The organism is uncultured Cyclobacterium sp., from assembly GCF_963977555.1.
Classification (GTDB): Bacteria; Bacteroidota; Bacteroidia; order Cytophagales; family Cyclobacteriaceae; genus Cyclobacterium.
On sequence record NZ_CAXBPD010000027.1, the window covers coordinates 52,735 to 70,252 of the forward strand.

The 17,518-nt window shown below is 33.3% G+C and carries 9 protein-coding genes; all 9 read left to right on the forward strand.

The genetic code is table 11. From position 1 onward, the window contains the following. Positions 1–92: 92 nt before the first annotated feature. The 9 genes from AAC073_RS23315 (at position 93) to AAC073_RS23355 (ending at position 17,226) form a co-directional block, all read left to right on the forward strand. A complete protein-coding gene (locus AAC073_RS23315; protein ID WP_339926193.1) occupies positions 93–1,349 on the forward strand; it encodes a site-specific integrase in 1,257 nt (418 codons plus the stop codon). A gap of 508 nt (positions 1,350–1,857) precedes the next feature. Next, positions 1,858–4,605 carry a substrate-binding domain-containing protein gene (locus tag AAC073_RS23320; RefSeq protein ID WP_339926194.1) on the forward strand — a complete coding sequence of 916 codons (2,748 nt, stop codon included), beginning with the start codon at positions 1,858–1,860 and terminating at the stop codon, positions 4,603–4,605. A 354-nt stretch (positions 4,606–4,959) separates the two neighbouring features. Further along, on the forward strand, positions 4,960–6,285 hold the full coding sequence (locus tag AAC073_RS23325) for a sugar porter family MFS transporter (RefSeq protein ID WP_339926195.1): 1,326 nt from the start codon (positions 4,960–4,962) through the stop codon (positions 6,283–6,285). After that, positions 6,286–7,905 (forward strand): glycoside hydrolase family 32 protein, encoded by a 1,620-nt coding sequence (locus tag AAC073_RS23330; protein WP_339926196.1) that lies wholly within the window; start codon positions 6,286–6,288, stop codon positions 7,903–7,905. An 11-nt stretch (positions 7,906–7,916) separates the two neighbouring features. After that, positions 7,917–11,063: a TonB-dependent receptor gene (locus AAC073_RS23335; protein ID WP_339926197.1), complete on the forward strand. Its 3,147-nt coding sequence runs from the start codon at positions 7,917–7,919 to the stop codon at positions 11,061–11,063. A gap of 11 nt (positions 11,064–11,074) precedes the next feature. Then, positions 11,075–12,817: a RagB/SusD family nutrient uptake outer membrane protein gene (locus AAC073_RS23340; RefSeq protein WP_339926198.1), complete on the forward strand. Its 1,743-nt coding sequence runs from the start codon at positions 11,075–11,077 to the stop codon at positions 12,815–12,817. A gap of 120 nt (positions 12,818–12,937) precedes the next feature. Then, positions 12,938–14,578, forward strand: a complete 1,641-nt coding sequence (locus AAC073_RS23345) for a glycoside hydrolase family 32 protein (protein WP_339926199.1) — start codon at positions 12,938–12,940, stop codon at positions 14,576–14,578. A 58-nt stretch (positions 14,579–14,636) separates the two neighbouring features. Then, the gene (locus AAC073_RS23350; protein WP_339926200.1) at positions 14,637–16,145 is read left to right on the forward strand and encodes a DUF4960 domain-containing protein; all 1,509 of its coding nucleotides are present in this window, start codon (positions 14,637–14,639) and stop codon (positions 16,143–16,145) included. Positions 16,146–16,341: 196 nt separating this feature from the next. Beyond that, positions 16,342–17,226 (forward strand): carbohydrate kinase, encoded by an 885-nt coding sequence (locus tag AAC073_RS23355; RefSeq protein WP_339926201.1) that lies wholly within the window; start codon positions 16,342–16,344, stop codon positions 17,224–17,226. Positions 17,227–17,518: the final 292 nt, after the last annotated feature.

A 17,518-nucleotide genomic window follows, 5' to 3' on the forward strand; every position in this document is an offset into this window, starting at 1 on the left:
TTTCTCACCAGAATTGTTGTAAATTTAAAGAGCATTTAAAAGCAATTTGACTTTCGTTTTTACAAAAAAATGTCAAACTAAAGCGATTTAAAATGCAGACAAACAGCACCTTTTCAATTATTTTCTATACAAGAAAATCAAGAAGTACTGCGAACGAGTTATCCATCTATGTTCGCATTACCGTATCTGGACAACGTTCAGAAATTAGTCTAAAACGAACGATTCTGTTTAAAGAATGGGACAGTTCCAAAAACAGAGGACGAGGAAGCACTTATAAAATAAGAGTTTTGAACGCCTATCTAGATCAAGTTTATAGCCAATTATTGGATTGCCACAAACAACTGTTGGAAGAATCCAAGATGATTACAGCCAATGCCATAAAAGCAAGGTACTTGGGAGAGGACGATAACCATAAGACTTTAAAAGAATTAATTGCTTACCATAACACTAATATGGTTACCGTTTTGAAACATGGTACGATGAAAAACTATGCTACTACAGAAAAATATTTAGAAAAATTCTTAAACCACAAACTAAACACAAACGACATTCATTTAAAACAATTGAATTATCGCTTTATCATTGACTTCGAACAGTATTTGAGACACTATAAGAACAATAAAAAGAAATTGTCCTTATCTAACAATGGTGTCATGAAACATTTGGAACGCTTTAAGAAAATGATAAACCTAGCGGTAAAACTGGAATGGATATTGAAAAATCCATTTGCCCAATTCCAAATGAAGTTTGATAAATATGATAGGGCATACCTAACGGATAGGGAACTAGAGCAAATTGAAAACACCTATTACAACAACTTTAGGCTAGAGCGAATAAAAGACTGTTTCATATTTTCTTGCTATACGGGACTGTCCTATGTCGATGTCAAGGAACTGACATTAAACCAAATCACCATAGGAATAGATGCGACCCATTGGATATTCACCAAACGGGAAAAAACGAACGAAAGGGTAAAGATACCCATCCTGCCCCAAGCCATGGCTATTATCGATAAATACAGGGATGCCAGTGAAAAGAAAGAAAACAGCCCACTGTTACCCCTTTGCTCAAACCAAAAGGCAAACAGTTACCTAAAGGAAATAGCCAAGGACTGTGGCATACACAAGAACATTACTTTCCACGTTGCTAGGCATACTTTTGCCACTACGGTGATGCTATCCAACGGCGTTCCCATCGAAACAGTATCCAAACTGCTGGGACATACTAAACTATCCACCACTCAGCTCTATGCGCGGGTAGTGGAGACCAAGATAAGCGAGGATATACAAAACCTTCTCATAAGGTTTGAAACAAAAAAGAAAAATGCAATTGAAGTTTTAGAGGGCTGAAAAACGTTTTTAAAGGGATGGATTCAGAGGCTGGGTATTTAAAAATGTTTTTTTAACAGTTCAGAAGTGTGCGCGGGGAATCCATTGCTTTAAAAATGAACCAAGCTCGCCCCAAGCGAGCGCGGTAGTAAGGACTTAATTTACACGAAAATCCCTATTAACAAATTCTATCAAATTGAGTCAAATTTTAAGATTTCCGTGATTTTTACTAAAAAACTCCTTGATTTTACTGGGTGTTCGAAGCTTTTTTAGTAAAATTCACGGAAAAACGAAATCTATTAGTATGTTAACTTGTTATAAATCAATCAAATACAAATCAGTAACATCGCGCAGCGTGTTACCCTCTTGCTCTTCCTCTTAGTTTAGCGAACACGCTTTACATAGAGAAGTATATATGATAGTAAGTACTCGTAATAAGTAATTTTATATTGGGGAAAACTTTGGAATAATATAATAGTATCTAATCAGAAAAATTTATACTTTAGAAATTTACACTATAATATAAGTAATGATAAAGATTCGTATTTACTATTTTTTAAAGTCTATTTTACTAATAAGCCTTTTTATTGCTTATGGATGCTCCAATAATTCTGAAACTAAAAAGTACAAAATAGGCTTTTCTCAAACGGGAATTAATGACGACTGGAGAAAATCGATGAATGAAGCGATGAAGATTCAAGTTGGGTTTTATCCAAAATTAGAACTAATAATTCTTGATAGTGAAGATAATATTGATAACCAGATAAAAGATATAGAACAACTAATTTCAGAAAAGGTCGATATTTTAATTGTTTCACCAATAAAATCAAAACCCATTACTCCAATAGTTGAAAAAGTATTTAAAAGTGGTATTCCGGTTTTAATTGTGGATAGAAAAACCGATGGAGATAATTACACAGCTTATTTAGGTGCAGATAATTATGAAGTGGGAACGAATGCAGCCAATTATTTAGCGTCATTATCAAATGAAGATAAAAAAATAATTGAAATTAAAGGGTTAACTGGTTCTTCACCTGCTTTAGAGCGAAGTTTAGGTTTTAATGATGTAATTAATTCTGATACTAATTTAGAAGTTGTTAAAACCATTGAAGGAAATTGGGAAAGTTATTCTATAAAAGATAGTTTGCGCATAACATTAGATGATATAAAAGACGTTGATTATATATTTGTGCATAACGATAGAATGGCTTTAGGTGCTTGGGAAATTGTCAAGGAAAAAAAACTTTTAAACCAGATAAAAATAGTTGGCGTTGATGGATTAAATGGACCAAATGGAGGTATTCAATTGGTTAAAGACCAAAAATTACTAGCCACCATTTTATATCCAACAGGTGGTGATGAAGCTATTCGGTTAGCTTTAAAAATATTAAATGGAGAGAGAGTTGCAAAAAACAATATTTTAAGTACCATTGTTATAGATGCTCGTAATGCCGATATTATGAGTAAACAATTTGATAAAATATACTATCAACAACAAGATATAGATTATCAACATATAAAAATCAAAAAACAGGAAGAAACCTATTCAACCCAAAGAAACATTCTAAAGGTTCTTTTAGCGTTGTTAATTACAAGTTTGCTTTTAGCTGCCTTTAGTATCTATTCGGTATACAACATAAGAAAGAAAAAACGCGAACTTGAACTACGAAATCAAAAAATTACTATTCAAAGAAATCAAATTAAAAAGATAGCTGAAGAAGTTAAAATTAGTAACGAAGCCAGAGTTAATTTTTTCACTGGGTTGTCGCACGAATTTAAAACGCCTATTACACTTATTTTGTCTTCAACAGAGTCATTAACAGAAAATAAAGTAATACGAGATAATAAATTATTGAATGAGGTTGGTTTAATTTTTAACAACTCTAAACGGTTACTTCGTTTAATTAATCAGTTGCTAGATTTCAGAAAAATAGAAGACCGTAAGTTTGTATTGAGAGCTTCAAAAACTAATTTATTTCAATTTTCAAATGAAATTTTTAAAGATTTTGAGAGAGAAGCACAAAAACGGAATATTAATTTTACAATAAACTCCAATAACAAAGATTTATCTATTTTTTTAGATAGAAATTTAATGGACAAAGTGTATTTTAATTTGCTATCTAACGCCTTTAAGTTTACGCCCAACAACGGCGTGATTTCTATAGATATACAAGATGATTTTGACAGTAATTATGTAAAAATATATTTTAAGGATTCAGGAATAGGTATCCCAAAAAAAGAAATGAATAATGTGTTTCAAGCTTTTTATCAAGGGTCAAATAATAATAAAGCAAGTTCAGGAATAGGGTTACATATGTCTAAAGAATTTATAGAAATGCACAAAGGAAGCATTGAAGTGAGTTCAAAACATGGTACCGAATTTATTGTAACGCTCTACAAGGATAATGTTCATTTAAATGCAGACGAAATCATATATGAAGCAGACATTATTGATAACGACATTTTACATTCCAATTTAGATTATGAAGACGATGCTTTTAGCGAACAATTAATTTTAAATGATGATGAACATTATTCAGTTTTAATAATTGAAGATAATCCTGATTTGGTAAAATATTTGAAAGGTAAATTATCTCCAGAATATAGTGTATATGTTTCTGATGGTACAGATGGAATTGAAAAGGCTATTGAGATAATCCCTGATATTATATTATGTGACATTAGTTTGCCAGAAAAAAGTGGCTTTGAAATATGTGAAATTTTGAAGAAGGATTTAAGAACATCTCACATTCCAACCATTATTCTTACAGCATTAAATAATAAAGAATCTTATATAAAAAGCCTGGAAGTTGGAGCAGATTTATTCTTAACGAAACCGTTTAGTTTCGCAATTTTATCACAGTCAATAAAAACTCTTATTTATAATAGAGAAAAACTTCGCTATTATTTCGTAAACAATGTTCATAATATAGATTCTACCAACAATTTTGGTTCTTTTGAGCAAGAGTTTATTTCAAAAGTGAATAAAATAATCGATGAAAATATTGATAATTCTAAATTTTCAGTAGAAAATTTAGCCATTAATCTTAATATTTCCCGAGTTCAACTTTATAGAAAAATGAAGGCAATTATGGGGGTAAATGTGAGTGATTATATTCAAAGTATACGACTTGAAAAAGCTAAAGCATTGCTACAAGAAACGCATCTAACAATTTCTGAAATTGCCTATGCTACTGGTTATTCATCTCCAAATTACTTTTCTACTAGCTTTAAATCTAAATTCAAAAAATCACCCAAAGAATTTAGAGAAGAGTAAATTCAAATAAAAACCACAATTTTTTATTAGCATTTTCGTAATATTTACGAATGTTTATTGCTTAATTGTTGAATTCAACCCCATTTTTTGTTTAGTTATACAATTAACAATCTTCTTTTTGTCAATTCAACAAACAGACTCACCTATTCGTGTAACAATTTTATACAAAAAATGTAACAATATTGAAATGTAATATTTTTACAATAATAATATATATTTTAAACTATTGATAAACAATTAGTTATACAATAATTAACATAGGCTTAACAATTTCATATTTATTTGATACAAATCTAAAATACAGAAGCAGTCTTTCAATATATCTTGTGAACACTAAACTAAATACACCACCACATGAATAGAAAGATATTAATCTGGTCTATTACAGCAGCCTTAGCAGGTTTCTTATTTGGATTCGATACTGTTGTTATATCTGGCGCAGAAAAAAAATTACAATTATTATGGGGGTCGTCAGATATGTTCCATGGTATTGTAGTAATGGGAATGGCACTTTGGGGTACCGTTGTAGGCGCTTTTTTTGGTGGTATCCCTACTAATAAAATTGGTCGTAAAAACACCTTAATATGGATAGGAGTATTATATACTTTATCCGCAGTAGGATCTGCTTTAGCCAATGACCCCATAACATTTGCGGTATTTAGATTTATTGGTGGTCTGGGAGTTGGCGCATCTACCATTGCTGCTCCAGCATACATCTCAGAAATAGCTCCAGCTAAGGACCGAGGGAAACTAGTAGGTCTCTATCAATTTAATATTGTATTTGGTATTTTGGTAGCCTTTTTATCAAATTATCTACTGAATAATATAGGTGAAAACGCATGGCGTTGGATGATTGGAGTAGAAGCTTTTCCAGCTGCTATTTATACTCTGTTCGCTTTAACAATACCAAAAAGTCCACGTTGGTTACTTACTAAATTTAGAAATAGTGAAGCCATTGGTGTTCTTCAAATTATAAATCCAGATCAGGATCCGGAAAAACTCATGTTAGAAATTAAGGATGAAATGGAAAATACTGTGCCTAATGAAAATATATTTCTTAAGAAATACAGATTTCCATTAATTCTAGCGTTTTTAATTGCATTTTTCAATCAATTATCTGGTATAAATGCCTTCTTATATTATGCACCACGTATTTTAACTGAAGCGGGTCTTGCAGAAAGCTCAGCGCTATTAAGCAGTATAGGTGTTGGTGTAACTAACATGCTATTCACGCTTTTAGGTATTTTCCTTATTGATAGATTAGGTAGAAAACAACTCATGTATATAGGCTCCATTGGCTATATCATATCATTGGCTTTAGTGTCCTGTGCGTTTTTATTTCATTGGGAAGGTGGCTCTATGCCCATGTTTTTATTCATGTTCATTGCGTCGCATGCAGTAGGGCAGGGCACCGTGATTTGGGTGTTCATTTCTGAAATTTTCCCAAATCATTTAAGAGGTTCTGGGCAGGCTTTTGGAAGTTCAACTCATTGGGTATTGGCAGCCGTTGTGCCATCCTTGGTACCAGTACTATTTTCCAGTATAGGTGCAGGAGTCGTGTTTTTGTTCTTTGCCATTATGATGGTGTTCCAATTGCTATTTGTAATTTTTATGATGCCAGAAACAAAAGGCGTTTCGCTTGAAGAATTAAGTAAAAAACTAATTAGAAAAAATAAGTAAATGAAACGAATTAATAGTTTAAATCTGGTTTTAATGATGATGTTAATATCATTATTTGTTAGTTGTAAAGACAAAAATGTAGAAAATAAAAATACAGAAAAAACATCAGAACCAATCACATATTCTGAAGAAGAACTTTACAGGTCTAATTTTCATTTTACACCTAAAAAGGGTTGGATGAATGACCCAAATGGTATGTTCTACTATAATGGGTATTACCATTTATATTTTCAGCATTATCCTGATGGAAACGTTTGGGGTCCCATGCATTGGGGTCATGCCATAAGTACAGATATGGTAACTTGGAAAGAAATGCCTATAGCCATATATCCAGATGAAAAAGGATATATCTTTTCTGGTAGTGCTGTGGTTGATGTTAATAACACGTCAGGATTTGGAAAAGGAGGTGGGCAACCCATAATTGCTATGTTTACTTATCATGATATGGAAGGTGAGAAAGCGGGCAAATCAAATTACCAATCACAAGCCATTGCATATTCATTAGATGAAGGTCAAACATTTACTAAATATTCTGGAAATCCTGTAATTAAAAACCCAGAAATGAAAGACTTTAGAGACCCAAAAATCGTTTGGGATTCAATACATCAAAAATGGCTAATGGTATTGGCTGCTGGTCAAAAAATTATGTTCTATAGTTCTTCTAACTTAAAAGATTGGACATTAGAATCTGATTTTGGTAATGGTATAGGTGCACATGGTGGGGTTTGGGAATGTCCCGATTTCTTCCCCATGGTAGTACAAGGAACAGATGAGGTAAAATGGGTGTTGTTTGTAAGTATCAATCCAGGAGGACCCAATGGTGGTAGTGCAACACAATATTTTGTGGGCGATTTTGATGGTAAAAAATTTAAGACAGATCCATCTTTTGAGAAAGATTTAAATAGTTCTGAACATAAATCTATATGGATAGATTACGGAAGAGATAATTATGCAGGCGTAACTTGGGCTAATATACCCGATTCCAATGGCAGAAAATTGTTTATGGGATGGATGTCTAATTGGGAATATGCTAATGTAGTGCCTACTGAAACATGGAGAAGTGCTATGACAGTAGCAAGACAAATTGAACTTCAAAAAGTAAATGCTAGTTATAGATTATTATTTCAACCTGTAAAAGAATTAACCAATTATAGAAGCATCAAATTTAAAAAAGAATCAATAGCAATAAAAAGAGCTGAAAAAATTATTGATTCAAAAGCAATCGATTTATCAAGTACAGAAATTAATTTTAAAATTTCCGATTTAAAAAATAGTGGTTTCACGTTCAAACTCACCAATAAACAAGGGGACACCTTAGCTTTTGGATATAATAACAGTGATAAAAACTTTTTTGTAGATAGAAGAAAATCTGGTAAAACAGAATTTTCAGAAAAGTTTGCAGATCGAGTTTCTTTGGCTAAAAGAACATCACTAAATGCAGATTTGCTTGGTACAATTATTCTCGATAAAACATCTATAGAACTGTTTTTTGATAATGGAGAAACAGTAATGACAGAAATATTTTTTCCGAACTCACCATTCGATAAATTAAGTATTGAACCTAAAGACCAAGAATTTATGCTTGGCAACATTGAAATTCACAAACTAAATATTAACTAAATTAAATTAAAATGAAATTAAAACAACTTTTATTTCTGCCTGTATTTGCTCTTATGAGCATTTGGGCGCAAGGTCAGGTAAAAGGAACTGTTACCTCACAGGAGGACGGGATGCCTTTGCCTGGCGTATCTGTAATTGTATCTGGCACAACGCAAGGTACTGCAACAGATTTTGATGGGAACTATGTTTTGAGTGGCGTACCTAGCGATGCCACATTATCAATTAGTTATATTGGCTATAAGAGCATTAAAATTCCTGTTAATGGTCAAACTACAATTAATGTACAATTAGAAACTGATATCTCACAACTTGATGAAATTGTGTTGACTGGATATTCTCGAGAACGTAAAGTAGATGTAACAGGAGCCATAAGCGTTGTTGACGTTGGTGCCATTGAAGGACAGAGTAGAAGTTCTGGAAATGCTATGCAGGCTTTACAGGGACGTGTTCCTGGGCTTTTTGTTGAAAAGTCTGGAGACCCAACTGGGGCAGCAAGTAATATTTTAATACGTGGTATTACCACACTAGGAGATAATAGCCCTCTTTATGTGATTGATGGAGTTCCTACAAAGAGGCCTGAGGTTTTTGCAAGTTTAAATCCTGAATCAATAGAGTCTATCCAAGTACTAAAAGATGCATCAGCATCATCTCTTTATGGATCTAGAGCAGGTAATGGTGTTATTGTAGTTTCTACCAAAAGTGGAGCTAAGGGAGAGCGTGTTACTGTAAGCTTTAATTCAAATTTATCTATCCAATCTGAAAAAAAACAACGCTACGAAATGATGAATTCACTTCAAAGAGGACAAGTGTTATTTCAAGCTTCTGTGAATGATAGAGCCGACCCAAATGCAGGTTATGGTTCAATATACAACTTTGACTGGAACGGGGATTTTAATAATCCTGTGCTAAACAGTGTAACAGCACAACCATTTGTTGGTGGTGATACTAATGTACCTGTTGGAGATACTGATTGGCAAGACGAAATGTATGATACTGGTTTCGTTTACAATAATGAGGTGACTATTTCTGCAAGTTCAGAAAAATCATCCGTTATGATGAACTTCGGTTACTTAAAAAACACAGGAATGTTAAAATACACAAATTATGATAGGTATTCTGCTAAAATAAACGCTAATACTAAGTTGTTTAACGATAAAGTAAGAGTTGGGGTTAATACACAGTTTTTCACTTCCAATGAAACGTTAGTATCTCCAGATGTTGGAAGTGCTCCAACTACAGGTTTAGCAATTACTTTAGCACCAACAATTCCAGTTTTTGATATTAATGGAGAATTTGCTGGTCCTATTGGAGCAGGTTATTCAGATAGAAATAATCCGGTATTAATGCAATATTTAAACCGCTGGGACAATACTGATAAAAATAGCTTTTTTGGTAATGTGTTTGCAGAAATTGATCTATTAGAGGGTTTAACGTTTAGAACAAATGTAGGTTTAGATTTTAGCGATTTTAAAAGAAAAGATATTGAACGTAAAGTAAACAATGGATTTACTACTAGGCCAACTAACCGTTTAATAATTGATACCAATAAGTTTTCAAGTTTTGTGTTTTCAAATACATTAAATTATGATTTAGAATTAGGAGATAATCACCGATTCGCAGTTTTATTAGGTTATGAGTATATTAGAAATGATTTTGATACATTCGTAGCTCAAGCCGACGATTTTCCATTTGAGACGGAAGAATTCTTTGTACTGAATGCGGCCACGGGAGTAAGAACTTCTAGAGGTACTTCAACGGCAAATACACTCGTTTCCCAATTCGGAAAAATTAATTATGCCTTTTCTGATAGATATTTGGCATCCTTTACTTTGCGTCGTGATGGGTCTTCCCGTTTTGGTGCCAATACTAGATATGGTATTTTTCCTGCAGCAACTGTTGGTTGGAGAATAAACAATGAGGACTTCTTTCCAGAAAATGATGTTGTTTCAAGCTTAAAGTTAAGAGCTGGTTATGGGGTTGTAGGTAATCAAGAAATTGGTGATGGTGCACGTTTTGGTTTATTTGAAACAAGATATGAGCCTAATCAAAATCTATATTCACCTGATTTCTTCAATATATATTATAATGTGGGAACAGCTTATGATATTAATGGTAATAATACTGGAACATTGCCATCAGGGTTTGTAAGAATTCAATCAGAGAACAAAAATTTAAGTTGGGAAGAAACGGCTGAATATAATTATGGTATAGATTTTTCTTTATTCAAAAATAAAATTACGGGGTCATTTGATTATTATACCAGAGAAACTAAAGATATTTTGCGTTCTCCTAGAACAATTGCAACACAGGGTGAAGGTGCTAATACTGTATTAAACATTGCTAATACAGCAGGGCAAGGTTGGGAGTTAGCAATAGGTTATAACAAAACTTTTGATAGTGGTCTTACTTTTGGGATTTCAACCAATGTATCTCATTTTGCAGATAAAATAACACAGCTTAACAAAGGTGGAGAAACAGATTTTGGTGGTACCGTTGATAATTCAATTATTGGACGCTCATTGTTCTCTATTTTTGGTTATAGAACAGATGGACTTTTTCAAAGTCAAGAAGACGTAAATAATAGCCCAACTCAAGATTTGGCAAGACCAGGTAGTATCAAATATGTTGATATTAATGGTGATGGGGTTATAGATGTTGATGATAGAGATTGGATAGGAACAACCCTTCCCGAATTAGAGTATGGCGTTACAATAAACTTAGCTTATAAGAATTTTGATTTATCATTATTTGGATCGGGTGTAACAAACCGTATTGGTCAAGATCCTTACGTGTTTTGGAACAATTTTGCATCGGGTAGAGAAAATGGGGGTGTTGGGCTTTTAAACGCTTGGACTCCAGAGAATACAAATACGAATATTCCATCTGCAACTTTAGCATTTAACGATACAAGAACATCAGATTATACGTTTAGAAAAAATTCCTATTTCAAATTAAGAAACCTCCAAGTAGGTTACTCTTTACCAAAAGATATGATTAGCGGACTTGGAGGAATGACAAATGCAAGATTTTATTTACAAGGAGAGAATTTATTCTGGATAACACATAAAGACTATGTAGGTCCAGATCCAGAGCGAACAGATGTGAACAGAATACCAGTGCCAACAGTCCTTTCTTTAGGATTTAACCTAAACTTTTAAAAAAATAGATCATGAAAAACAATAAAATATTTTTAATTGGGCTGTTAGCGATGGTTTTCCTAACAGCTTGTAATGAAGACGTTCTAGAGTATAAACCAGAAGGATTATTATCTCAAGCCGATGTAAGCACCACCGAGAATTTAGAAGGGTTGGTTATAGCAGCTTATGCAGGTATAGCAAATGATGAAATGGTAGGGCCAATAACGCATCAATGGGTATATGGAAGTGTGCGTGCTGATGATGCTTACAAAGGTGGAGGAGGAATTGGTGATGTAGATGTAATTAACCGCTACGAAATGTATAATCTAACTATTCCGGATTATGGAGATTGGATGACACCTAAAACTTGGGTGAACCATTATAAGGCCATAAGTCGTGCTAATTTTGCCTTAGAATTGATAAACGAAGCATCTGAAGCAGATTTTCCTAAAAAAACGCTAAGACAAGCCGAACTTCGCTTTTTAAGAGCTCACAGCCACTTTATGTTGAAGTTGTTATTTAAAAAAGTGCCTTATATAGTTGAAACTATGACAGCTGAAGAAAAAGCCAATGCAACTAACGATATGACCAATGATGAGTTGTGGAATATGATAGCAGATGATTTCTTATTTGCTTATAATAATTTACCACAATCACAAGATGAAGTTGGAAGAGCTGATAGGAGTGCTGCTGCAGCTTATTTGGCTAAGTTACGTTTATACCAAGCTTACGAGCAAAATGACACACATCAAGTAACTAGCATAAACCCTGCAAGGTTACAAGAAGTTATTGATTACGCTGATGATGTTACGGGAGCTTTAGAACCAGATTTTGGTAATAACTTTTTGGATGGTTTTGATAATGGATCAGAATCAATTTGGGCAGCTCAATTTTCAATAAATGATGGTACTTTGGTTAGCAGAGTAAGTTTTGTTACAGGGCTTAATTCTCCAAATAGTACTGAACTGTATGGATGTTGTGGTTTTCACCTAGCAAGTCAAAATATGGTAAATGCCTTTAAAACAGATACAAATGGCTTACCGCTTTTGGATACGTTTAATGATGTAGATATTTTTGACTCAGTAGATGGTAATGGTAAAGCCCCATTGGCACCAGGTATTACATTAGATCCTAGGATAGATCATACAGTAGGTATTCCTGGACGCCCGTTTAAATATCGTAATACGGTAAATGAAGCTGGGGATATGATTTACAATTTTAGTTGGGCCAGAGACCCAGGTGTTTATGGTTATTTTGGAAATATGAAAGAACAACAAGCTCCAGATTGTTCTTGTTATGTAAAAGAAGGGCCATTTGTTGGAACATCAAAAAATGTTGATTTTATTAGATATGCTGACGTACTATTATGGAAAGCAGAAGCTTTAATTCAACTTAATCAAGTGTCTCAAGGTATAGCAATAATAAATCGAATTAGAGATCGTGCAGCTAATAGTACTAACAGACCAATTAATGCAGGAGCTACTGATGTTTATGCTATTGGAACTTATCCATTAACTCTTTCAAAAGAAGATGCGCTTAAAGCGTTAAAGTTTGAACGACGTTTAGAGTTTGCCATGGAAGGCGCTAGATTCTTTGATTTAGTAAGATGGGGTCAAGCAGCACAGGTTTTAAATGGTTATGTAGCTGTTGAGAAAACAAAAAGAGATTTTTTAGCCAATGCACAATTTACTGCTGGTAGAGATGAATACTATCCAATACCACAAAGAGAAATTGATGTAACAGGAGGATTATATACACAAAATCCAGGATATTAATCATTTGAAAAGATTATAGTTTTTGAGTTAGTTTAGAAATTCCAGAAGAAATTAATTAAAAACGGTTTCTTCTGGATATCAAAAAATTAATCGCAATCATATAATTATCAAAAAGAAGTTATGAAATCGAAAAATAAAATTAAATTTTTTATCTCAGTACTTCTGTTAAGCCTTTTTATTGGGGTAAGCAGTTGTCAATCGAATGATGATTCTTTAGACACGGTTCAAGATCCCGATTTACCAGATCCAGATCCTATGTTTCAAAGCTTGCAATGTAGCACTCAGGTAGAACAATCTGATTATTCAATTTTTAAAATAACCTCAAATGGAACTCGTATAGGTGATTTAATGCCTATTTACGATGATGCTTCAAATAAGTTTTACTTATATTATTTGAAAGATATTTGGAATGATAATTCAAACCAAAGACACCCATGGTACACACTATCTACAACAGATTTTTCATCATATAATGAAATCCCTACAGAAATAATTAGTTCAAGTTCTGCAGGATGTGACCAAGACTTTGCTATTGGTTCAGGTTCGGTTTTTGTTAAAAACAATACATATTATGGTTTTTATACTGGGCATAATCCTAATGTTCTATCAAGCTGTGTAACCACAAAAGAAGGTATTATGTTGGCAACTTCAACCAATCCTGAAGTTGGTTTTACAAAAAATAAATCGTTTACAACTATATATGCACCTAAAGGCATGCAGTTTGATGAGCAAGATAATTTTAGAGACCCGTATGTTTTTGAAGATGCAGGTATCTACTATATGCTTGTTAGTGCTAGAGCAAATGTTGGTGGTGTTTTTAAAGGTATAATAGTTTCTTATACATCTTCAGATTTATTGTCATGGACATACGATGGTATTTTTTATGATGGAGGTGCTAAATATTTCTTTTTTATGGAGACAGCTCAAGTTTTTAAAATGGGAAGTATGTATTATTTAATCTTTTCTGATATAAACTCACGTAAAGTTCTATATAGAAAAGGTAGTTCAGCAACCGGACCATGGGAACAACCAACTAGTTCTGAATTTCTAGATGGTAATGATTTTTATGCTGCAAAAGCAGTAAGTAACGGAACAAATGCTTTTATTATGGGATGGACTGCAAAAACCGAGAATAATTTAGATTCTGGTGTTAAAACTTGGGGCGGAAATTTAGTGGCTCATAAATTATCACAAAACTCTAATGGTGATTTAATGTTATCTATACCCGATGCGGTAGCCAGTGGCATGCAAACAAAAATTACTTTGGAGCTAAATAGAGAAATTGGAAATTTTGAAAAAACAGGTTCAAACGAAGAGTCTTATAATCTTAGTAGTTCTACTAATAATAATGTTTCAGCAGTTTTTTATGAACCCATTGATGCGCCAAGGTATTTAATATCAACTACAGTGTCATATTCCAATTCAAATAGAGACTTTGGATTTTTTCTAGGTGCCTGTGATGAAAAAAACAACGTAATAAGTTTACGTTTTGTGCCAAGTGAGAATAAAATAAGATTAGATAAAACACTTAGGTCATCTTTATCGAGTTCAACAAGTTCAGATAATGAGACTTCATTCAAATTAGAACCAAATGTAGAGTATGATGTGAAGGTGGTCATTGAAAATTCCATAGTTGTAATCTATGTTAATAATCAAGTTGCACTTACATCAAGAGTTTACAAAGCACCAAATACATCTTGGGGTGTGTTCGCTGATAATAGTACCGTATTTTTTAAATCAATAATAGTAACTAAACCTTAAGTGAAGTTACTTTCTAAATAATAGTATAAAATAAAATAACAACTAAAATAAGAAAATCATGATTAAAATTATTAAAAGAGTTTCGATGTTTTTAGCGTTCGGCTTCTTATTAACGCTAACATCATCATGTGAAGATTTAGAATTGAACCCAATAACGCCAACTATTGCTCAAAAAGTAAATGGATTGAGTGTTGATTTAAATGGTGACGATGCTGTTTTAACTTGGACGAATCCACCAAATGCGAGTAGCATAGTTGTAGTTCATACCGATGGTGTTGCAAACATTCAAAGTGCTGCAACAACATTTAGCTATGGCATTATTGATGTAAATAAGGATTATACATTTACCGTAAAAACAAAAGATGCTGAAGGTAATCTTTCTTTAGGTGAAACTGTTAGTTTACGTAGGGAAGGTCCAGAAGCTGTTCGCAACTTTAAGGCTGAACAAGATGTTAGGAATGTTATTCTTACATGGGATCTAATAGAAACCGGTTTACAAAGTATAAGGCTACAAATTAATGATGATGTGGTAAATTTACCTGGAAATGCCACATCTTATACTATTAGTGATATCGCTGAAGGAAATTATACTTTTAAGATTAACACTTTTAACACTGCTAATGTCATTTCACCTTCTAGAATTATTGAATATATTGTGAGTTTTGATATTAGAAAAATTGCATTTTTAGGTGCTGCTTCAGAAAACACGCCAGCTGCATGGAATGCCTCCAATGGAGGAGATTTTACAGTAGATGACGATGAAACTGCTGCGACATGGTTTCCAAATATTGCAGGGCCATTAACAGAAGTTACATATCATTCATTCACCGATGTAGCCAATGGCGAGGTAGATTTAAGTGTATATCATGCTATTTGGATTCAGTTCGATGGTGGCTGGTGGGGAGACAGAGTTGCTCAGTTTCCTAAAAATGGTGCTAACTGTATAATTGGTGAAGGACCTGCAGATGGCCCTGCATGTCCAGATTTAGCCGATAATTTAATTAATAAAGTTAAAACCTATTATGAAGCTGGGGGTAACATACTTGTTGGTAATTTCGCCGCATTTATTTTAGATGATATTGGTGTAGTTGATGGCAATGGAGTTCCTAATCAAGCTTGGGGAGGTACAGGATATGAAGCTTGGGCAACAGGTGATGCTTGGGGTGGTAGCTGGACTGCCAATACTTCTAGCCCATACTTTGCAGGCGTATCTTCAACTACAGGTGGTTGTATTGGTACAAATTTTGAAACGTTAGCTGCTGGTACTCTAAAAAAGAATAGAGTTGCTCAATATAACATGGATTTTGGACCATGGGCAGCAGGAACTTTAGAAGCAGCAAGATCAAATTTTGAAACAATGGTTGGAGGAAATATTCTTTGGGGTAATTGTGGAGGTAATGAAGTTTGGGGTATTGAGTGGCCATCAGATGGAACAACTGGTACCGTAGTTTGCGCTATAGGTGGAACTTGGGACTGGGAAGTAGGAGGTGTGCCTAATGGCGATAACATGAAGATTATTACTAAAAATATCTTACGCCATTTAGCAGATTTAGGGCTTGCAAACTAATAACATATTTAATGGCAGTGTATTAGAATACACTGCCATTGTTTATATTATTAAAACTTTGGATGAAAACACTAAAGAGTCTTTAAATTATAAAATAGTAAAAAAATAAATAGTTGAGTTAGTGTTTAGTTTAGTTGAATTTTTCCCAGAAGAAGTTAAATTTAACTTCTTCTGGGATTTTTTTTAAAGAAATATTATGGCTAGAATAGTATGTTTTGGAGAAGTGTTATGGGATGTGTTTCCAACCCATAAAAAAATTGGTGGCGCACCGTTAAATGTTGCGAGCAGATTACAATCATTTGATCATGATGTAACAATGATTAGCGCTATTGGGAAGGGTGAAAGTGGAGCTAAAATTATGCAATACCTTAAGGATTGTGGTATAAATATGAGTTGTTTCCAAGTACTTAATGAATATAAAACCGGGAAAGTAAAAGTGATGCTGAATGAAAAAGGATCAGCTTCCTATGATATTAAATACCCTAGAGCTTGGGATAAAATAAGATTGACGGAAGTAAACAAAAAGGCAGTTAAAAACTCGGATGCTTTTGTTTTTGGTAGTCTTGCGGCAAGAGATGAAAGTTCTAGAAATACGTTATTTAAACTTATAGAGTTGGCTAAATACAAAATTTTCGATTTAAATCTAAGGCCTCCATACTATACGAAAGAGCTTTTAATTAGATTAATGAACGATGCCGATTTTATTAAGTTTAATGATGATGAATTGTATGAGGTTAGTGGGTATTTAGAATCTAAATACCGTTCGATGGAACAGAATATTCGATACATTGCCCAGAAAACAAATACTAAGCATATTTGCGTAACAAAAGGACATCATGGAGCTGTATTATTGTATAATGATAAGTTTTATTATAATAGTGGTTATCTTATTAAAGTGATTGATACCGTTGGCGCAGGTGATTCATTTTTAGGTTCTTTGATAAGTCAATTACTAAATAAAGTGAATCCACAAGAAGCTGTAGATTTTGCATGCGCCGTTGGCGCTATGGTAGCGCAAAGTGAAGGAGCAAACCCTGTATTGTCGAGGTCAGATATTGATGCTTTTATAAATCCTTATTAAATAATTCTTTTTATAGTAGTGTTTTGAATTTATGGAAAAGGTAAATTTCAAAGTGTATTGAGTAAAATAAAATTGTTCGGTTATTATTTTAATATAATTTGTAACTTTATAATATTAAAGCTAAATACAATTTGCCTTTAAATGGTTCTTTTTGACTTTAGTGTGCAATTCGGTGAATTATACTAAATTAAAAGTGGTTAAAATACTTAAATTCAGGTGGTTGTGAGATTTAAAAAAATCCTGCCACCATTACTTTTAAAAGCTGAACAAATTCTGTTGGGGTTTTAGTTTT

Excerpts from the sequence above, each read along its gene's own strand:
- AAC073_RS23330 (WP_339926196.1), top strand. The coding sequence starts at position 6,286 with ATGAAACGAATTAATAGTTTAAATCTGGTTTTAATGATGATGTTAATA.
- AAC073_RS23315 (WP_339926193.1), top strand. The coding sequence starts at position 93 with ATGCAGACAAACAGCACCTTTTCAATTATTTTCTATACAAGAAAATCA.
- AAC073_RS23325 (WP_339926195.1), top strand. The coding sequence starts at position 4,960 with ATGAATAGAAAGATATTAATCTGGTCTATTACAGCAGCCTTAGCAGGT.
- AAC073_RS23355 (WP_339926201.1), top strand. The coding sequence starts at position 16,342 with ATGGCTAGAATAGTATGTTTTGGAGAAGTGTTATGGGATGTGTTTCCA.
- AAC073_RS23320 (WP_339926194.1), top strand. The coding sequence starts at position 1,858 with ATGATAAAGATTCGTATTTACTATTTTTTAAAGTCTATTTTACTAATA.
- AAC073_RS23350 (WP_339926200.1), top strand. The coding sequence starts at position 14,637 with ATGATTAAAATTATTAAAAGAGTTTCGATGTTTTTAGCGTTCGGCTTC.
- AAC073_RS23340 (WP_339926198.1), top strand. The coding sequence starts at position 11,075 with ATGAAAAACAATAAAATATTTTTAATTGGGCTGTTAGCGATGGTTTTC.
- AAC073_RS23335 (WP_339926197.1), top strand. The coding sequence starts at position 7,917 with ATGAAATTAAAACAACTTTTATTTCTGCCTGTATTTGCTCTTATGAGC.
- AAC073_RS23345 (WP_339926199.1), top strand. The coding sequence starts at position 12,938 with ATGAAATCGAAAAATAAAATTAAATTTTTTATCTCAGTACTTCTGTTA.